The organism is Rubritalea spongiae, assembly GCF_042652385.1.
Lineage (GTDB): Bacteria > Verrucomicrobiota > Verrucomicrobiia > Verrucomicrobiales > Akkermansiaceae > Rubritalea > Rubritalea spongiae.
On the sequence record NZ_JBHSJM010000001.1, the window covers coordinates 801,316 to 819,767 of the forward strand.

Annotated in this window: 14 protein-coding genes and 1 other RNA gene; 5 read left to right on the forward strand and 10 right to left on the reverse strand. The window is 47.6% G+C overall.

All coding sequences use genetic code 11. The features are described 5' to 3' along the window. Window positions 1–25: 25 nt before the first annotated feature. Complete coding sequence (locus ACFPK9_RS03840) at window positions 26–643, reverse strand: hypothetical protein (RefSeq protein ID WP_377093351.1); 618 nt, start codon at window positions 641–643, stop codon at window positions 26–28. Window positions 644–837: 194 nt separating this feature from the next. Here ACFPK9_RS03840 and lepA point away from each other — a divergent pair, with 194 nt between their 5' ends. Together lepA and ACFPK9_RS03850 are read left to right on the forward strand one after the other, a co-directional pair. Beyond that, window positions 838–2,634: a translation elongation factor 4 gene (lepA, locus tag ACFPK9_RS03845; RefSeq protein ID WP_377093352.1), complete on the forward strand. Its 1,797-nt coding sequence runs from the start codon at window positions 838–840 to the stop codon at window positions 2,632–2,634. A gap of 37 nt (window positions 2,635–2,671) precedes the next feature. Then, the gene (locus tag ACFPK9_RS03850; protein ID WP_377093353.1) at window positions 2,672–3,352 is read left to right on the forward strand and encodes a phospholipase D-like domain-containing protein; all 681 of its coding nucleotides are present in this window, start codon (window positions 2,672–2,674) and stop codon (window positions 3,350–3,352) included. A gap of 56 nt (window positions 3,353–3,408) precedes the next feature. Here the strand turns inward: ACFPK9_RS03850 and ACFPK9_RS03855 are convergent, their stop codons facing one another. The 5 genes from ACFPK9_RS03855 to ACFPK9_RS03875 all read right to left on the reverse strand — a co-directional run bounded on the left by ACFPK9_RS03855 (window position 3,409) and on the right by ACFPK9_RS03875 (window position 9,845). After that, window positions 3,409–4,749, reverse strand: coding sequence for an AI-2E family transporter (locus ACFPK9_RS03855; RefSeq protein WP_377093354.1), 1,341 nt, complete (start codon window positions 4,747–4,749; stop codon window positions 3,409–3,411). A gap of 186 nt (window positions 4,750–4,935) precedes the next feature. Continuing rightward, window positions 4,936–5,646 carry a YebC/PmpR family DNA-binding transcriptional regulator gene (locus ACFPK9_RS03860; protein ID WP_377093355.1) on the reverse strand — a complete coding sequence of 237 codons (711 nt, stop codon included), beginning with the start codon at window positions 5,644–5,646 and terminating at the stop codon, window positions 4,936–4,938. 92 nt (window positions 5,647–5,738) lie between these two features. Beyond that, window positions 5,739–6,692 carry a tRNA lysidine(34) synthetase TilS gene (gene tilS / locus ACFPK9_RS03865; RefSeq protein ID WP_377093356.1) on the reverse strand — a complete coding sequence of 318 codons (954 nt, stop codon included), beginning with the start codon at window positions 6,690–6,692 and terminating at the stop codon, window positions 5,739–5,741. Window positions 6,693–6,827: 135 nt separating this feature from the next. Beyond that, window positions 6,828–8,513 (reverse strand): 30S ribosomal protein S1, encoded by a 1,686-nt coding sequence (locus tag ACFPK9_RS03870; RefSeq protein WP_377093357.1) that lies wholly within the window; start codon window positions 8,511–8,513, stop codon window positions 6,828–6,830. A gap of 261 nt (window positions 8,514–8,774) precedes the next feature. Continuing rightward, complete coding sequence (locus ACFPK9_RS03875) at window positions 8,775–9,845, reverse strand: 6-phosphofructokinase (RefSeq protein WP_377093359.1); 1,071 nt, start codon at window positions 9,843–9,845, stop codon at window positions 8,775–8,777. A 494-nt stretch (window positions 9,846–10,339) separates the two neighbouring features. On the opposite strand from ACFPK9_RS03875, the gene ACFPK9_RS03880 reads away from it, so the two are divergent. Next, a complete protein-coding gene (locus ACFPK9_RS03880; protein WP_377093360.1) occupies window positions 10,340–10,813 on the forward strand; it encodes a Minf_1886 family protein in 474 nt (157 codons plus the stop codon). 60 nt (window positions 10,814–10,873) lie between these two features. Here the strand turns inward: ACFPK9_RS03880 and ACFPK9_RS03885 are convergent, their stop codons facing one another. Next, on the reverse strand, window positions 10,874–11,929 hold the full coding sequence (locus tag ACFPK9_RS03885; protein WP_377093361.1) for a hypothetical protein: 1,056 nt from the start codon (window positions 11,927–11,929) through the stop codon (window positions 10,874–10,876). A 150-nt stretch (window positions 11,930–12,079) separates the two neighbouring features. Here ACFPK9_RS03885 and purT point away from each other — a divergent pair, with 150 nt between their 5' ends. Further along, window positions 12,080–13,261, forward strand: coding sequence for a formate-dependent phosphoribosylglycinamide formyltransferase (gene purT, locus ACFPK9_RS03890; RefSeq protein WP_377096540.1), 1,182 nt, complete (start codon window positions 12,080–12,082; stop codon window positions 13,259–13,261). A gap of 14 nt (window positions 13,262–13,275) precedes the next feature. Here purT and ACFPK9_RS03895 read toward each other — a convergent pair whose 3' ends face one another. Continuing rightward, window positions 13,276–14,085: a 3-keto-disaccharide hydrolase gene (locus tag ACFPK9_RS03895; RefSeq protein ID WP_377093363.1), complete on the reverse strand. Its 810-nt coding sequence runs from the start codon at window positions 14,083–14,085 to the stop codon at window positions 13,276–13,278. 191 nt (window positions 14,086–14,276) lie between these two features. Here ACFPK9_RS03895 and ssrA point away from each other — a divergent pair. Next, window positions 14,277–14,635: a transfer-messenger RNA gene (gene ssrA, locus ACFPK9_RS03900) on the forward strand. Window positions 14,636–15,159: 524 nt separating this feature from the next. Here the strand turns inward: ssrA and ACFPK9_RS03905 are convergent. Both ACFPK9_RS03905 and ACFPK9_RS03910 read right to left on the reverse strand, forming a co-directional pair. Further along, window positions 15,160–16,242: an IS630 family transposase gene (locus ACFPK9_RS03905; protein ID WP_377093364.1), complete on the reverse strand. Its 1,083-nt coding sequence runs from the start codon at window positions 16,240–16,242 to the stop codon at window positions 15,160–15,162. Between the two features lie 925 nt (window positions 16,243–17,167). Then, a complete protein-coding gene (locus ACFPK9_RS03910; protein WP_377093365.1) occupies window positions 17,168–18,436 on the reverse strand; it encodes an alpha/beta hydrolase family protein in 1,269 nt (422 codons plus the stop codon). Between the last annotated feature and the right edge of the window lie 16 nt (window positions 18,437–18,452).

Below are 18,452 nucleotides of genomic sequence, written 5' to 3' on the forward strand. Positions count from 1 at the left end.
ACACTTTGAGTGGCCAAAAACCCAGTCAAAAATCCAACTTAGCTTCCACAGCCGGCTCCAAATGCACCTTGCCCATCTTCTGCGATCCACCAGCTGCACTTTTTAAAATTGCTGAAGCATCATACTTTTTACCTGAACCACGGTAGTTAATCGTCATCTTAGCCTGATTCACCGTGTTAATTTCCGTATGAGCAGGAATCGTCTGCGGAGGAACCCAAACCGGTCTGAACACGTTAATTGGCTCAGCTTCTCCATTTGGCCCCTTCACCCACTCCACAGTTGGCACATCTTCATAGCGACCTGGAATTACTTTAGCCGGAAAATTACTTTCTTGGATAGTCTGAGTCACACTGGGCTCAGCCCCATAAAAATAAACATAGCCATCAAGCATGCTCCGCTCAGCAGCACGCACTTTACAAAAAAACGCACAACTACTCAGCGAAGGCTCATTATAGCCTGTAAACAAAATCTCCACCCGCCCATTATTTAACTGCCTCTCGCTATATCCACCCCATTTCCCTGAAGTACCAGACCACGGCTTTCTCGGAACTGCTGTCTGTGGCTGATAAAACCGCTGCGCAGGCGTACAGGACCAAAGTGCCGCACAGCCTACAACAACCGACAATTGAGCTCCAAAATTCACAAAGCATTTGTAGCATTCTTCCCCACACCGACAAGCCTATGAGCTTCGACGCTTGAAAAACCTCTACGAAGCTTTCGTTTTTCTCACTTTTTGCTGTAAAATCACACGAACTTGGCTTCTCTTTCGTCCACGAAGAAATCTGGAACTCGCTGGCATACTAGCGTTCATTCCATTCACCTCTGAGAACATCCACCATGTCTATCGAGCTCACACGCAACTTTTCGATCATCGCACACATCGACCACGGCAAAACCACGCTCTCTGATCGCCTCTTGGAATTCACCAAGACCATCACCGAACGCCAACAGCAAGATCAGTTACTCGATGCCATGGATCTCGAACGCGAACGCGGCATCACCATTAAGTCGCACCCAGTGAGCATGTACTACAAGGCGAAGGATGGTAAAACTTATCAGCTCAACCTGCTAGACACCCCTGGTCACGTCGATTTCTCCTATGAGGTTTCCCGTTCACTCGCAGCCTGCGAAGGCGCCATTCTCATCGTCGATGCAGCTCAAGGCGTCGAAGCTCAAACGCTAGCAAACCTCCATCTTGCCAACGACCAAGAACTCACCATCGTTCCCGTCATCAATAAGATTGATTTGCCATCAGCAGACCTACCTAAGGTTCATAAACAGCTCGAGGACATTATCTGTATCCCAGCAGAAGATGCGATCCCTGCATCTGCTAAGGCTGGTATTGGCATTGAAGACATTCTCGAAGCGATCGTCGAACGCATTCCAGCTCCGGAGCAGCCAAAAGATGATCACCTCAGAGCCTCCGTTTTTGACTCCATCTACGACAACTTCCGCGGAGTCGTTTCCTACGTGCGCGTCATGTCTGGCAGCATGAAACGCGGCACACGCATCAAATTCTTCCACACACCAAATACCTACGAGATCAAAGAAGTCGGAGTCTTCACTCCAGCCATGACTAAGCGCGATGAACTCGTTGCAGGCGATGTAGGCTACGTGATCGCCAATATGAAATCGGCACACGATGTTAAGATTGGTGACACCATGACAACTTCGGTTCAGCCGTGCCCAGAGCCACTCCCTGGCTTTAAGGAAATCCAACCAATGGTATTCTCAGGTATCTACCCCGTGGATAGCTCCGACTATGAATCTCTCAAAGTAGCCGTTGCCAAACTTCAGATCAACGATGCAGCATTCTCCTTCATGTCCGAATCCTCAGCCGCACTTGGTTTCGGATTCCGCTGTGGATTCCTCGGACTCCTCCACATGGAAATTATCCAAGAGCGACTCCGCCGTGAGTTCAACATGGACATCATCTCCACTTACCCATCGGTAATTTATGAGGTCACCCAAACCAATGGTGAAGAAGTCATCGTCGACAACCCATGCATGCTTCCCGAGGCTCAACAGATTCAGGAAATCCGCGAACCAATGGTGCGTGTCTACATCATGACTCCTGGTGACTACATCGGCGACCTCATGAAACTCATCATGGAGAAGCGTGGTGACATGGAGAACACCGAAACTATCGATGACCTGCGCGTCATGCTCACTTGCCGCATGCCACTTGCCGAAATTCTCGTCGACTTCAACGATCGCCTCAAATCCATGACCCGTGGTTATGGCTCGATGGATTATGAACACGATGGCTACCGCGCTGCGAAAATGGTCAAAATGGACATCATGATTGCTGGCGAGCCAGTGGATGCTTTCGCGACTATCGTTCACCGTGATAAAGCAGAAGGTTACGGCCGCAAGCTCTGTGAAAGACTCAAAACAGTGATTCCTCAGCAACTTTTCGTAGTAGCTATTCAAGCTGCGATCGGGGGAAAAATCATTGCCCGTGAATCCATTTCAGCAATGCGCAAAAACGTAACAGCCAAGTGTTACGGTGGTGACATCTCACGTAAGCGTAAACTCCTCGAGAAGCAGAAAAAAGGGAAAGCTAAGATGAAAGCCATCGGTAAAGTTAACATCCCACAAGACGCCTTCATCAGAGTTCTCAAGAACGACTAAACTTTTCTTCAATCGTAAAACCTCATACCTCAACCCTGTGAACAAAGTTCACCACATCGAACAAGTCCTCGCAGATTCTCTCGAGGACTTTTCCATTTCTCGCTCTGAGCGCAAGGAGCTCAAAATCCTTCTTGCTGAGATCCAAGGCAACGTCTCCGAACAAGCGAAGGTGCGCCAACTCGCCTTCCGACTCTGTACCAAATCGATCGGTGAAATTGGAGAAATGGCCGCTATGGACTGGCTCCAGTCGGTCATCAAATTACTCTATTCGAATGAAGCTGAAGTCAAATCTTCCGCCTATTTCTCCCCGGGTGAAGACTGCCTGCATCGCATCCAAACATTCATCCGTGAAGCTCAGCACTCGCTCGACATCTGCGTATTCACCATTACCGACAATCGCATAGTCGAAAAGATCATCGAAGCCCACGCACGCGGGGTGAAAATTCGCATCATTTCCGACAATGATAAATCCGAAGACCTCGGCTCCGACTTCGATTACTTGTTAGCAAATGACATTCATTGTCGAGCCGATAGAACCGATGCCCACATGCATCACAAGTTTGCCATAGCCGATGATAACAAACTCCTCAATGGTAGCTACAATTGGACGCGTTCCGCATCCACTGAGAACAACGAGAATATCACCGTGACCAATCACAAACCACTGGTGAAGCAATTTCAGAACGAGTTCTTAAAACTCTGGAACTCATTCGCCTGAGTGATCGAGCCACTATCAGAACCCGTAGTTTAGTAAATCTCAGCAAGCTCTGTCGTTTAAGACTTGGGGAACATGTGGCTCAACTTCGTAGTGTCTTCAGAAATTTTCTGACGCTTTTCTTCTGCCTCAGCGGACTGAATTACCGCATCCTTCAGAATCTGAGTTTCCGACCCTGCGATTCCCTTTTTGTCTTCCTTACTAATAGCCACGGCGATCCAGCGGAAATCAGCACTATTGTCCAAAGCTACTTTCACCAACATGGTGAGTGGTACAGCCAACAGCATTCCAATTGGTCCCCAAATCCAGCCCCAAAACAGGACTGAAACAACGACCACAAGAGTTGAAATACCAAAACGTCTACCTAACAAAGTTGGTTCCAAAAAGTTTCCTAACACCCCATTGATCACTAAATAACCACTCGCTACAATCAAGGCATGCTTCCAATCCCCATACACGAGCAAAGAAAATAGAACTGGAGGAATCCCCGCGATCACCGAGCCGACAGCAGGAATATAGTTCAAGGCAAAAGCCAAAATCCCCCACAACAATGGGAACTCCAGATCTAAAGCCCAACAAAGAATCCCAGCTAGAAAGCCAGTCATTAGAGAAATCAATGTCTTGATCCCGAGATAGCGCTGAATGTCTTTGGTCGCGCTCAACAAACGCTGAAGGTTCGGTCCTCTCGCCTCGCAGATTGCATTAAAGCGACGCCCAAACATCCGAGCCTCGCTCAGCATAAAGACAGTCAAGAACATCACCACGAAGGTTGTGCCTAGAAATGAAACCAGCTTACTTAAAAAATCAGTTCCCAGCTGTAATACTTTATTCACTGAAAGATACTGCAAGAGCTCATTGGTGAGAATTTCGATTCCCTTACGAGCACTTACATTTGGAGTTGGAACGGGTTCCTCGAGTACTGCGTTTTCACCAATTTCTAATTCCACATCTTCGCTAACAATTTCAGCTGTAGGTTTGTTAGCATTCTCAGCTCCAGATGCATTTTCCTCTTTCGAACCTTGGGTTAACATCCCCCATTGGTCCATAAAATCAGAAGTCGCATCAGCCGCTTGCTCAACCCGCTCTTTGGTAATGCCGTAATATTTCGACTCCCATTTCGACTGCAGCTCACTTACGAGCATGATACCCACCAGTATCACACCGGCGAGAAATGCAAAATCGACCAGCACAGTGATGAACACCGCGAGAGTGCGAGGAACTCTATGCTCCCGAAGCCAGTTGGTAATCGGAAAAGAAACTGTCGCAATAAAAAAAGCTAACAAGATAGGGACAACAAAGCCAGCGGATGCTTTCGCCCCAGCAATGACAAGCACAAGACTCGCTAACACAACGAGGATCTTCGCTGCTTGGACGCCTGTTTTTTTGGGTACTTGATTCATTCTCTAACTGTAGGGCGACTTCCGTTCTGTCCTAGATTGCAAAGCCTACGCTAAATTGACGCAAACAACAATCGATACATTCATCCTCTATCAAAAAAAGTCTACAGCGTAATCCGTACCAACCCCAAAACAAAAACACCCACCGCATGGTGAGTGTTTTGTAACATTTCTCTGCGGCTCTAAAAGCTAGGCAATATTAGTGAAAACGTTCTGTACATCTTCATCATCCTCGAGCTTATCAAGCATTTCTTCGATCTCAGTAAGTTGCTCTTCTGTGAATTCCGCTGAATTCGTTGCAATGCGTTCAGGAGCCGCCTTAGTGATCTCCAGTCCCATTTCTTCAACCGCTTTTGATAACGCACCGAAGCTAGTAAACTCACCGTAAACTACTACATCCTCACCGTGATCCTCAAGTTCTTCAAGACCGTGATCAATCAGCTCTAACTCAATTTCCTCAAGATCCTTGTCCTCTGGTTTTTTGAATTGCACGACCGACTTACGATCAAACATGAACTCGAGCCCGCCAGTCGGGAGCAATCCACCACCACTCTTATTAAAAATCGTACGGATGTTAGAAAATGTTCGGGTATTGTTATCCGTCGCACACTCCACCCAGATCAATACTCCGTGAGGACCTTTGCCCTCGTAGTTGATTTCAGTGTAGGCAACTGCATCTTTCGCCGTCGCGCGAGCGATCGCTTTATCGATGTTATCCTTAGGCATGTTCTCCGCTCTCGCTGTCGCAATCGCAGCACGAAGCTTGGCATTCACTTCAGGATCTTCACCACCCTCTTTCGCAGCCACAGTGATAGCCTTGCCTAATTTAGGGAAAAGTTTAGACATCTTGTCCCAACGTTTTTCCTTCGATGCTCTACGGTATTCAAATGCGCGTCCCATGGTGTTTTAGATATTAATTAAAATGGATAAAATTGTGTAAGCCATTGCTGGCGGTTTCAGCCCTAGATTTCAAGCGTATAAGCCAGAGAAATCTAAGCTCTCTGCACAAATAGCCGCTGCTCTTTCCTACGCAACCAATTCCCACCTGGTAAATTGACCTTCGCAGGAGCGCTGGAGTCACAGATTTCTAACCCACTCATCACGACCGAACGGCTCAATTCAGGCACTCCCTGAACCTTCAAATACTGAAACAATATCGATTGTTGAAGAGCGATGTGAGCCTCGCTCAGTGCTGGTAAAAACACCCTGCCCTGTGGATCGAGAAAACTCTCTAGCGACACTTCATTAGTAAAAAAGTCAGCCTGCTCCATGCTAGATTCAGCAGCGGTATTAATCTGCGGAACTACCTCACGCTTCATAATGTCAGTAAGCAATGGCATCACTTCCTTACGTAGTCTATTGCGCGCTGTAAACCCCTCGGCATTGCTCGCGTCTTCTCGATAAGCCAAACCATGTTCATTCACATAAGCGTCAATGTCTGATCTACGAATGGTTAACATTGGACGCAAGAACATCAGTGAGATTCCAGACACTTTCACAGCATTTTCAAAACGCATCCCCTTCAAGCCATTTGATCCTCTCAAAAGGTTGTAAAGCACAGTCTCCGCCTGATCGTCAGCATGATGCCCTAACAACACACCTGCCGCGTCATACTTCGCCATCGCCTGGGCGAAAACCTCGTGACGCGTCTCTCGCGCTGCGAGCTCTAACCCTTTCTGCTGAATACTCGCTAGCTGCTGTACATCGACAGACTCAGAATAGAAATCTACACCATGGTGTCTCGCCAACTGTTCCACAAATTTGGCATCCCCCGCAGATTCTTCCCCCCTCAATTGATGGTTCACATGAACCACCACTAAATTGCTAAAACCAGCTCTCACAAGTAGATCTAACAAACACACCGAATCCCTCCCACCAGAGACTCCAACTAACCAAGTCTGGTCAGCATCAATATGCGCTAGCTGGTCTTGTAGTAAATCGATCACGGATGATTAAAAGAATTTTAGAGAGCAGTGGAATGGCCACTGACGGGAAACTGCCAACTACAGCTGCTGCTGAAAACAAAAAAAGCGCTCTGGGCAACCCCAGAACGCTTTGTGATTGATTCTTCGGAGAAAGAATTAGTCTTCGGATGGGCTCCACTCTTCGCCGGAAGAGGCGAGGTTGAATGCCTGCTCGAGACCAACCATTTCACTGGAAGGCTTGAGTGTCTCGAAGGACTGGGACTCTTTCTTGAGTTCGTCTTCGGAGTACTCAACTGCCTTGATGGAAAGACCGATACGACGCTCGACTTTGTCCACCTTGATAACGCGTGCTTCGACGTCGTCACCAACTTTAAGTACGTCCTTGACGCGCTCAACGTGATCTTCAGAAAGCTGAGAGATGTGGATGAGGCCGTCAATGTCGTCTTGAAGGTTAACAAATGCACCGAAGGATGCGATCTTAGCAACTTGGCCTTTAACTAGATCACCAACCTTGAACTTGTCGTCAATGTCGGACCATGGATCGTTTTCAGCTTGCTTGACACCGAGGGAAACACGCTGGTTTTCCTTGTCGATGGAAAGAACCACAGCTTCCACTTCGTCGCCCTTCTTGAGAACTTCAGATGGGTGATTGATCTTACGTGTCCATGAAAGGTCGGATACGTGGATCATGCCGTCGATACCTTCTTCAAGACCTACGAATGCACCGTAAGTAGTGAGGTTACGCACAGCGCCTGTGATGCGCTGACCGATTGGGTAACGTGCTTCGATAGCATCCCATGGGTTCTCGTCGAGCTGACGTACACCGAGGGAAATCTTTTGCTCTTCGATAGAGATACCGAGAACAACTGCCTCGATTTCTTGACCGATTTCGAGAACATCGGATGGACGTGTGATACGCTTGACCCAAGAGAGTTCAGAAACGTGCACAAGACCTTCTACGCCGCGCTCAAGTTCGATGAATGCACCGTATGGAAGAAGTTTAGTAACCTTACCTTTAACATTCTGGCTGATTGGGTACTTAGCTTCGATGTCTGCCCATGGGTTATCTTGCATTTGCTTGATACCGAGGGAAACACGCTCCTTCTCACGATCAACGTCGAGGATCTGTACTTCGAGTGACTGACCGATGTGAAGCATCTCAGATGGGTGGGAAATGCGTCCCCAGCTCATGTCTGTGATGTGAAGTAGACCGTCCATACCTTGGAGGTCAACGAATGCACCGAAGTCAGTGATGTTCTTAACGAGACCTTCAACCTTGTCACCGATAGTAACTGTCTGAAGGAACTGCTGGCGCATTTCTGCACGCTCAGCTTCGATAACTTCACGGCGGGAAAGAACGATGTTCTTACGCTCGTCGTTCACCTTAACGATCTTGAATTCGAAAATCTTACCAACGTACTCAGAAAGATCTTTTGGTGGGATGATGTCGACTTGTGAACCAGGAAGGAATGCTTCCACGCCAACGTTAACCATGAGGCCACCTTTGACCACGCTCTTGACCTTGCCTTTGACAAGACCACCGTCTTCGTAAACTTTGACGATCTTCTCCCAGTTCTGCTTGTGTGCAGCCTTTTCTTTGGAGAGTACGACCATGCCGTTGTCATCCTCAAGCTTCATGAGGAGAACTTCTACACCATCACCTACTTCGATTTCTTCGTCTTCGAATTCAGCAGATGGGATAGCGCCTTCGGACTTGTAGCCGATGTCCACGAGAACAACTTGTGGACGGATATCGATGATAGTACCGTTAACGATGGTACCTTCTTTAAATTCACGGAACTTAGAATCAATAAGGTCCGAGAGTTCAGCATTAATGCTCATTTTTTGTTTTGTTTATGTTATTTGATTCATCATCGTCCAATTTTGCCCCAGAAAAACGAGTCGGAACCGGGGCTCCAACAACCGACTCGCCGGATGATGATGATCAGTGCCCTCACGAGGAGGGATGGGGAAAATAGAAATACCTCGCGCTATAGCAAGCAGAATAAACGCAATACTTGCCCAAAAAGGCTCTTTTTTTGACGATTTTTGCCCATTTATTTAATTTGAGCAAAATTCAGTCACTTCATCTCAACTTTAATATCAATCTCCAAGACTAATCCCAACCGCTCGAGCAGTCTTCACGACCTCGCCCTCGGCATCCACAGAACGCAGCTTATGCACCGCCGCTTCGATCGGTACCGAATCAACATGGTAGGCTTGATAACTCACCATGCGCCCAAAATTCTCTTCTCGAACCAGCTCCACCGCTTTCACCCCAAAACGAGCCCCTAAAATACGGTCCAGACTGGTCGGTTCACCACCACGCTGCAGATGCCCCAGCGTGCACGCTCGCATCTCTTTGCCCGTCATGTCGCCAATCCGTTTAGCAAGCACTTCGCCAATCCCCCCGAACCTTGGCCCATAGCCACCATCCTCCCTCGTAACCTGTTCACCATCTGGCATTTTACAACCTTCCGCCACAACAATCATAGTACTGTGATTACCATTCTTTTCTCTCTCGAGAACACACTCCGCAACCTTTTCTAAACTAAATTCAATCTCTGGGATCAAAATCACATTTGCCCCACCAGCGATCCCGCCCCACAGCGCAATCCATCCAGCCGAGCGACCCATCACCTCAACGACCATCACGCGCTTGTGACTCACCGCAGTGGTATGCAGCCTATCCAGCGCATCTACCACACAAGACACAGCGCTATCAAACCCGAAGGTCATCGCCGTCGCTTGTAAGTCATTATCAATTGTTTTCGGCACCCCTATCACTGGCACTCCAGCTCGAAATAAATGCAACGCCGTACCCAGCGAGCCATCGCCACCGACCACAATCAATGCTTCCACCCGTAAGCTCGCCAATGTCTGCTTAGTCATCTCAATCACACGCCCCGCAACCTCTTTAAGATTGCTCGTGCCCACCTTTGTTGCAAAAGCAGTTTTGTTAGTCGTCCCCAAAATAGTCCCGCCTAATTTCATAATACCCACAGTGTCTGCAGGATTCAAAAGAACATGCTCACCATCAGGTAACAACCCTTCAAACCCGTCGCGGAATCCTACCACTTCCCAGCCTAATTTAGAGGCAGCTCCCACCACCCCGTGGATCACTGCGTTGAGGCCTGGACAGTCTCCTCCGCTATTCAGAATTCCGATGCGCATGCGCGCACCATAGCAAACCCACCCCACTGTGCAAAAAAAATATGAAGCTCATCACAACTTCCTAAAAACACCTCTAAACTCGCTATTTTTCAGTACTTTTGAGGACTTTTCACCAAGTTATTCACAACACATTCCCAAACTCAACATTTCTCTTAAGCCATCTACCCTTTAGAATAAAAAAAGAGGAATCTGATTCATCCTAACAATATAAATCATTCTTGTGAATAAGCTGCGAACAGATATTCAACAAGCACGAACAACTACGCAACACATTGGTTTCAAGATAATTAAAACAACAACTTAAAACCTAAGGCGAATTAGCAAACATATACACAAGTCTCTTCAAACACAGTACAATCGGTGATTCCTAACAAATCCATCGATTTAAATCATCGCCCTATAGCCTCCTTAAGTTTAGGCCTTTTATCGACTTTTTAAGAGTCCATTCCCAAGTTATTCACAACGCTGTGGAAACTATTCCAAACTTATTCACAATGGACATTCTTCTGTATTTGTTCGGCTTTCTCTTGTCAGCAGATTCGCTATTCGTCAGTCTCCCATTTATGCAATCGATGCATTTTGACCAAGCCCTACGAAATATCCTCAAGCGTGACTCACGCTTCGCGCCTGATGCCTATGGCTTTCTCAAGCAAGCACTCGATTTCACCGTCACTGAGCACACCAAACATGACCCTGACATGTCTCATCATGTAACAGCCAAGGAGCTGCTTTTTGGCTTTCGGGATTTAGCATTAAAAGAATACGGTCCAATGGCTGCAACTCTGCTATCTGAATGGGGAATCGAAAACTGCAACCACGTCGGCGACATGGTCTTTCTTCTCATTGATGAAGGTATGTTTGGTAAACAAGACAGCGACCGCCGCGAAGACTTCAGTGAGGTTTTCGATTTCCACGAAGTCTTCGTCGCCCCCTATCTGCCGAAATCTACCGCTAGTTCTAGAAACTAAAAAGCCGACGGAGACCAAACTCCATCGGCTGAAATAACAAGCGAATTTACGCTCTAAATTCTATTTCTGTGCAGCAGGCTTTTTCTTAGCCTTTGCTTTTCTCTTAGGACGCTCAATCGGAGTTTCAGAACCGATCAATGAGTCGTAACTCGCAAGGTCTGCAGGCTTCACACCTTGTACACCGCCACCAGTAAAGAAAGTTGTCGGCTTGTAAGGCCCCACGAAGCTCACATCGCCATCAGCTTTGATTGAATCTTCAAGACCAACTGACCAGAAAATGCCGTTCACGATCATACGACGGTAGTTGTCATCAAGAATATCTTGAGATGCACCTTGAGTGGAGTGGAATGCACGGTTCATCTTACCGTCTTTACCAGCATAGCTGAATGTCCAAGTAGAAGCCATAGGCGGCATTTTAGGATCAGCTTCACCGTCTGGTTCCATTGAAGTCAATGGTTGAGAATTAGTCAACGGCTCCATTCTCTCGCGCACCACAGCTTCATAACCACCAGCATGACAGAAAGCATTATCTTCCACACCTCTCAGAATCACATGCTCCTTCTTCTCAGGAATAATCTGAATGCGCGTTCCCTGTACATGGTTCCTCCCGTAGTGACCTTCCCACGTATTTCCTAAATAAGTCTGGCCGAAACCACCTTCAAAACCTTCCGCCTTCGACTTAAAATCAAAATGAGAATACGCTTTTCCTTCTGGAATTTTGAAACCGTGAGAAGATGTACGAAGACCAACAATCGGGCCTCCCTTGTCTAAGTAATTAGCAATGTACTTCATCTGCTCGTCTGGCAGATCAAGAAAGCGAATAAAAAAGATAGCGCCATCGGCTGTTTCGAGAGCTTCTAGACCTTCGATGTTTGATTCACCTGGCTTGATGAAGCCTTCTTCATCAGTCCCGAAAAGAACGGTACACTTGAAGCCGTGATGTTTCGCCATGATGCGAGCGAGCGCTGGAAGCGTCTCTTCAGCGCGATATTCGTGGTCAGATGCGATAAAAACGAGATGCTTTCCTTCTCCAGCACCAGTTCCACCTTCATACACGATTTGGGCAGACAAAGTAGATGTGGCACACAGTGCCATCGTTGCGATTTTTTTGATCATAGTAATTTAACGGACGTAAACATAAAATTCCTACACATCCTGTAAAGTTTTATCCCTCGATGCTAACAAAAGTAAATTTCAGCAGACAGAAATGCGCACATTGTTTGAACAATTATTGTAATTTAAAAACAAACTATGCAGCATCCCTACATGGCAAACATCGGGACACCACTCACACAATCGGCAGTCAAAGTTTTACTCTGTGGCTCAGGTGAATTAGGCAAAGAAGTCGTTATCGAACTCCAGCGCCTCGGCGTCGAAGTCATCGCCTGTGACAGTAAAGAAAACTCCCCGGCCATGCAGGTTGCTCATCGCAGTTATACCTTTTCCATGCTCGATGGCCCAGAGCTGCGCCGCGTGATCGAACTCGAAAAACCACACTACATCGTCCCAGAAGTCGAAGCCATCGCCACCGACACCCTCGCAGAACTAGAGTCAGAAGGATTCCATGTCGTCCCGACAGCCAAGGCCACTCAACTCACCATGAACCGCGAAGGCATCCGCCGCCTCGCTGCTGAAGAACTCGGACTCACCACCTCAAATTACCAATTCGCTGGCACCAAAGAAGAATTTCTCGCCGCCGTGCAAGCCATCGGTATCCCATGCGTCTGTAAGCCAATCATGAGTTCCTCTGGCCACGGACAAAGCACGATCAAACAAGAATCCGACATCGAAGCTGCCTGGATCTACGCCCAAGAAGGCGGCCGCGCTGGCGAAGGTAAAGTCATTATCGAAGGCTTTGTCGACTTCGATTACGAAATCACTCTACTCACCGTCCGTCACATCGGTGGCACCTCATTCCTCGAACCAATCGGCCACCAGCAAGTCGATGGCGACTACCGCCAGTCCTGGCAACCTCAAGCAATGAGCGCTGCAGCTCTCCAGTCCGCTCAAGAAATGGCTGAAAAAGTCACTACCGCTCTCGGCGGCTACGGGCTTTTCGGTGTCGAATTTTTCGTCAAAGGCGATGAAGTCATCTTCTCCGAAGTTTCCCCACGCCCTCACGACACTGGTATGGTTACCCTAATTTCTCAAGACCTCTCAGAGTTCGCTCTCCACGCCCGCGCCATCCTCGGATTGCCTATTCCTGAAATTAGTTTCCGCGGACCATCCGCCTCCCACGCTATCGTTGTCGAAGGCACCTCGAGCAACGTTCAGTTCAGCAACCTCGAAAACGTCCTCGCAGAAGCCGGCACTGATCTCCGCCTCTTCGGCAAACAAGAGGTCAATGGACACCGCCGCATGGCTGTCATTCTCGCTCGAGATGAAAGTGTAGACGCCGCTCGAGCCAAAGCCGAGCGGGCCGCCGATAAATTAGAGATCTCTCTCTAGCCCCCTCTCCGCTGTTATTGTCTCGGCAGTTCCTTGATACGAATATTGCGGTAAAAGACCTCCGCCCATTCAGCTTGGAAACCAATGTGCCCTTCTTCCAAGGGCACAGTATCTCCGTCTTCATTTTTTTGAGTAAGATTGTAGGTCTTCAACACGACTTCACCATTAAGAATGAAAACGGCTTTCTCGCTACCATGGACTTGAATCTCCATTTCATTCCATTCTCCCTTTGGCTTCTCTGTACCTTTGCGAGCAAGCACGGACTTCCCTGTCACCTTCTCGCTACTTTCATCGTAGTATACCTGCCTAGGGTCCTCATATTTATCAGTGACTGGCGTGTCAGTACGTAAATCTTTCCCTAAGACAAAGAGATCACCCGTGTGGAAACGCCCCTCAGCTCTCTTCCCATTCGGCTTGTCACCGGGTGATTCACCGATCTGCATTTCCAAAGAAAGCGGCCATACCTTTGTCAAATCACCGTGCACATGAAACAGCAAGCCTGCATCCCGATCCCAATCCGTACGTGGGGCAAAGCGTTTCTCACCCCACTTGTACTCTAACTTCAAAATATAATGGCTGTAGGCTTTGTCCGTATTGAGTACATCCGTCTTTTCTTTAGAGTTAGCCTCGCTCTCAGCATAGACATGGATCGCCTTTTCTTCCTTATTCACAGAAAAGGGCCCGAAATCTCCTTCACCCGTACTACGAGCCGAACTCCACCCCTCTAATGTCTCACCATCAAACAATGCCACAAAACCTTCTTCGGCAAACAGAGGGGAGGTGAAACAGACCGCAACAGAAGAAATGATTGAAATAATTTTCATAACAGCTCACTACCCAATCTTCTTGTCCGACACCACAACGAATAGACCGTTCCACCTATTGCGCACCACAACACTGCGCGATCTGATCCATTTTTTCAGTTGCAAATCCGCCCTTCCTGTGCGACTTACTCCTTACTGCGACTGCTTCGGCAATCCGTAGAAACGATGGCTTAAACCGCGTTTAACAACGTGGGGGCGTTTTGGTTTCGACTGGATGTTGGAAGGACTTGCTGCATGTAGAGGTTGATCGGCTGGCCTCTTTAAAAGCCGTTCAAAACAAATAATTGCAGACTCTAACGAGCTCGCACTTGCTGCTTAATTGACAGCAACGCCGCCGCCCACACGTCATCTAAGGGCCGCCGCGACTACTAATGATGGCTAGCTTCAAGATCGGGTTTCCGGGTCAAACAAGCGAAACTTAACAGGAAAATCGGATTGAGACAGTGGCTGACGGACAAGCTCTTTCCTAAATAAATTCTGACAGCTAAACATGTAGACGCTTGCCTAAAAGGCATTTAGGACATGGGTTCAACTCCCATCGCCTCCACCAGCCTTCGCCAAGGCTCCGGCCCACAAGCCAGAGCTTTGACGAAGGCTGATTTGTTTACAGCTCAAACGCTCAACTCACCCACATTCTAGGCAGGGATGACTGTCCTCAGTCGTCCGGCTGGGTTGACAGCTCATCTCACCTTCAAAGCACAAACACAGCCATCAAACCACTTCACGAAAACCTCCCAATACTATGGCTCCGAAGATAACTGCTCAGCCTGACGACTGAGGACAGTCGTCCCTGCCAGCTAAAAGCTCAAAGCGCACACCACGGCAGGCTTATGCGCTGACACAAAAACTCGGCCTGGCGCTACTCCACCTCCACAACAGCACTTGAACTGGTGCACCCGACCTCATCTTTCAAGTTCACGTAGTAGGTCATCTACTTTAAGCGCGAGAGTTTAACACAGGCTTCTACATGACGTTTTTGAATAAAGGCTAAATCATGTCTACATACTGTTCCCACATAAATTTTTAACCATAAAACATCTAACTTTCGAGCGGCAGCGCCTGACTAATACCAATTTAATAGTTATATCGTCGGAATGATTCGCTGGCTGTAGCGTTTAGTTCAGAGAGTAGGTAACCTTTACCAATTAAGCTAACGACGCGATTGCTATCCTCCCAGTAGGGTTGGATTCTTTCGGTGATCGTGTCCTCCAAGGCTCTGAGGTCCGGCCAGTCAATATTGCAAATCCCATCTTTTATGATGTCCCATAGTTTTTCCGCTGGATTAAGTTCAGGACAGTAAGCTGGAAGGGTGATGATTTTAACGTTTGGAGGCAGTTCGCTGTCTGCATCGCGGTGATGAAAGCCTGCCCCGTCACCAATGACGACATGGACGTCATCTGGACTTGAGTTACTAATTTGTTGTAAGAAGCAGCTATCCCATTGTTTGTTAAGAGTTGGCGTGAAGAGGAATTCGCTGCTCGAAGATCCTCCGACTTCGAGAGCTCCATAAAGATAACCGTTTAGATATCGGCGGCGAGAGGGAGCGACCGCCCTCACACCTTTTAGGCACCACATTTTTCGAGTTAATGGATGAAGACCGTAGCGCATTTCATCGTAAACCCAAAGTCTCACATTCTTAGCTGGATCAATGTTTAGCGCCTCCATTTTATCGGCAAGAGTAACTCGAAACTTATCTTCAGCGGCTTGATCTTTTTTGGGGTTATACGGGCGGGTCGCTTTGAGCCGCCCTTCGCACTTTCCCAGATATTTATAGATTGTTGCTTCCTTTAAATCCCCAATGTCGAAGTTCTCTTTTAGCCAGTTCCAGGCATCACGCCCTGTTCGCCAGCGCCCTTTCTTGAGTTCTTCGATCATGGCAGCTTCCATTTCTGGAGTCAATCTGCTCTGAGGACCGTTGCCCTTGCGCTTATCGAGTAAACCTTCCAGACCTCCCGCTCTGAACTTGTTGATCCATACTTGGACGGTCGCTTGACTGCGTCCGAGTGTATCAGCTGTAGATTGAGTCGACTCACCAGCTAAAACTAATTTTAGAGCTATCATCCGCTCACGTTGCCAACCAGGCTTTTGATTTTTCAGTCTTTCGAGAAGCTTGGGAGATTCCCCTAACATGTCGATCTTCTTGCGTGTCCTTCCCATTCCTCAAAATGGCATATTTCTTAAAATCCGACAAGGTAACTATTTAAATGGTATAATATACTTAGATTCAACATCTTACAAAAAAATGAAGATTCTTTTACTCTCTAACAAATCAATTTTTTTTGAGGCCCAAGTGGTGACAATTGAGACAATTTAAATTAACCCCGCAACATTAACCTAACTACTTTATAATAAGCAACTTGAAACATTTTTAAACATTTAGAAGAACTGATTAACTTGGATCAACCTACAATATATGGCGTTGTGAATAATTTATGTATACCACATAGAAGAGGTGGTACTGAGAATGACTTTGACGAAGTTCAAGAATCCCCGCATAGTTTAAACATCCCGCAAGGGTTAAAAAGAAAACCGCCAGCGTTCGAGCGCTGACGGTGATCTAAACATGTTTTAGGACTTTTCGAACGACTAAAACAGCCGCAATAGGAAGAAGTCGGTGGATTGTAAACACGCTTTATGTGCCCGAGTATGTTTACAGTTCGCTTCTTCCCGGTCAATTAAAATCAAACAAGGAGGTTAGAAATGGCTCAACAGCTGAATCTATTCCCAGATGATCGGCCTGGTTTCAGGAAGGTCTTCCGTCGATGGAAGACTTGCCCTAAAACAGGGAGGCGCATCTACCCTCGCGGTAAATGCTTCGTCTTTTGGGTTCCGATCGATGAAGAACCAAAAGCTTAACTAGCGAGCTGAAAAGCTAGATTCTTAAGCCATCCGTAAGCACAGCGGGTGGCTTTTCTATCTACTTAAAACAATCAAGGTTAACAATACGGCTGCCCTCAACGAACTGGTCGCCGTCGATAACGAGCAATAGAAGGCTTTCACAATTGAAGCGGAGCTACTCGCTCTCCGCCTAGGTCAATGAATGGATGGTACTAATCCAACGGCATAAGCTCTGGAAGTAATACTACTCCACCTCCACAACAACGCTCGAACTGATACGGCCAGCCGCGTCTTTCAAGTTCACGTAATAGGTCATCGCGCTCTCTGGAAGGGTGGCACTAACACTATGCTTCTCAGCATTTACCTCCGCCTCTAGTTGCTTCCACGGGCCTGGTCGCGAGTGCTTCGCTTTCGGGGTATCAGCTGGTTTGCGATAAATGATTGGCTCGTCTAGATAATAGACCATCGCACTTTCGATCTGCTTCACTGATTCGTACGCCAACTCCATCGCTCTGCCGCTCGGTTGTTGAGTGATCTTAGTCAGTGCTGCAGCTTCGTTCCCTTTGAGATAGTAGTCAGCAAAAAAGTAAATCTCAGGCACTCGTCTAGGGTCCCAGCCAGCACCATGGCCGTGTGCCATGCCCGGATGAATACTGAGATACGCGTGATCGCTCGTGAGCTGGTAGCTCCGCGAGGTACAATTTACTGAGAAATGGCCATCAATGTCACTATTGACCCATAGTGTTGGCACCTTGCCCTCTGCAAAATGGCGTGCAGGATCCCAGAATTTTTGCGCATCGCCGCTGACACTTTGAAAGTGCCCATGCGATTCATAAAGGTAGCCACAGCCGTAAACTGGCATTGCACACTTGAAGCGCGTATCTACTCCAGAAACCAAACTGCTCAAAATACCACCCCAGGAAATTCCAGTCACACCTACCTTATCTGCATCCACTTCTGGAAGCGATGCCAACAATGTATGGGCAATCATAATATCAGACACCGCATGATACATCCATTGTTCTTTGATAGGTTTTTCTGCATCGTTAAAACGCCCGACACGTGAAGGCCCACTGTGAGGGTGGCTCAATCGCCCTCCACCAGTCTCAACAACCTTGGGAATGTGACCCTCTAGATCCATGGCGATCGCCGCATAGCCGCGGTCGTTCCAAATCTTCACCCACTTGTGAAAAGCAGTACCTCCCCCACCGTGCACCAGCACCATAGCCGGAACTGGCTTGTCACTTTTAGGTATTCCAAGATACGCAAAACTACGAGTCGGTTTCCCTTGGTAATCGATACAATCATAGAAAATGCCTTTCACCTCCCCTACGTCATAGGAGGGATGCGGATACACCTGTGGCACCTCGAGGACTTTTCCGTCGAGTTGCTCCATCAAAGGCTTATTCGCATCTGGCAACTCAGCCTGAGCATAGAGTAAGGAAGAGCATAAACTACCAATGAGGAAACCGGTGAGAATAGAGCTGCGTGTGAGAAATCTTTTAATTTGCATTTTCCTAACGTGTTAG

What these genes read in the sequence shown, in the direction of transcription:
- ACFPK9_RS03875 (WP_377093359.1), bottom strand. Translation starts at nt 9,845, where the DNA reads ATGCGCATCGGAATTCTGAATAGCGGAGGAGACTGTCCAGGCCTCAAC.
- purT (WP_377096540.1), top strand. Translation starts at nt 12,080, where the DNA reads ATGGCAAACATCGGGACACCACTCACACAATCGGCAGTCAAAGTTTTA.
- ACFPK9_RS03855 (WP_377093354.1), bottom strand. Translation starts at nt 4,749, where the DNA reads ATGAATCAAGTACCCAAAAAAACAGGCGTCCAAGCAGCGAAGATCCTC.
- ACFPK9_RS03895 (WP_377093363.1), bottom strand. Translation starts at nt 14,085, where the DNA reads ATGAAAATTATTTCAATCATTTCTTCTGTTGCGGTCTGTTTCACCTCC.
- ACFPK9_RS03905 (WP_377093364.1), bottom strand. Translation starts at nt 16,242, where the DNA reads ATGGGAAGGACACGCAAGAAGATCGACATGTTAGGGGAATCTCCCAAG.
- ACFPK9_RS03870 (WP_377093357.1), bottom strand. Translation starts at nt 8,513, where the DNA reads ATGAGCATTAATGCTGAACTCTCGGACCTTATTGATTCTAAGTTCCGT.
- ACFPK9_RS03860 (WP_377093355.1), bottom strand. Translation starts at nt 5,646, where the DNA reads ATGGGACGCGCATTTGAATACCGTAGAGCATCGAAGGAAAAACGTTGG.
- lepA (WP_377093352.1), top strand. Translation starts at nt 838, where the DNA reads ATGTCTATCGAGCTCACACGCAACTTTTCGATCATCGCACACATCGAC.
- ACFPK9_RS03885 (WP_377093361.1), bottom strand. Translation starts at nt 11,929, where the DNA reads ATGATCAAAAAAATCGCAACGATGGCACTGTGTGCCACATCTACTTTG.
- ACFPK9_RS03880 (WP_377093360.1), top strand. Translation starts at nt 10,340, where the DNA reads ATGGACATTCTTCTGTATTTGTTCGGCTTTCTCTTGTCAGCAGATTCG.
- ACFPK9_RS03910 (WP_377093365.1), bottom strand. Translation starts at nt 18,436, where the DNA reads ATGCAAATTAAAAGATTTCTCACACGCAGCTCTATTCTCACCGGTTTC.